This window comes from Enterobacter sp. EGD-HP1 (genome assembly GCF_000733275.2).
Lineage (GTDB): Bacteria > Pseudomonadota > Gammaproteobacteria > Enterobacterales > Enterobacteriaceae > Enterobacter.
Genome location: NZ_AVOP01000031.1, coordinates 1 through 276, shown reverse-complemented (window position 1 = coordinate 276; position 276 = coordinate 1). Strand labels below are relative to the sequence as shown.

Below are 276 nucleotides of genomic sequence, written 5' to 3'. Positions count from 1 at the left end.
AAACAGCAGTAAAAATCTCTGCAGGCTTGTAGCTCAGGTGGTTAGAGCGCACCCCTGATAAGGGTGAGGTCGGTGGTTCAAGTCCACTCAGGCCTACCAAACTCCTTTTAAAGGATGAGCGGTACAGAGATTACACACGATGGGGCTATAGCTCAGCTGGGAGAGCGCCTGCTTTGCACGCAGGAGGTCTGCGGTTCGATCCCGCATAGCTCCACCATCTTTTACTGCGAACACAAGAAAACTTCAGAGTGAACCTGAAAAGGTGCACTGCGAAGT

Annotated in this window: 2 tRNA genes; both read left to right on the top strand. The window is 51.4% G+C overall.

The window, feature by feature from the left end:
* Nucleotides 1-22: 22 nt before the first annotated feature.
* Nucleotides 23-99 (top strand) — tRNA-Ile (locus N037_RS15625).
* 42 nt (nucleotides 100-141) lie between these two features.
* Nucleotides 142-217: transfer RNA gene (locus tag N037_RS15620), tRNA-Ala, on the top strand.
* The last annotated feature ends 59 nt before the right edge of the window (nucleotides 218-276 follow it).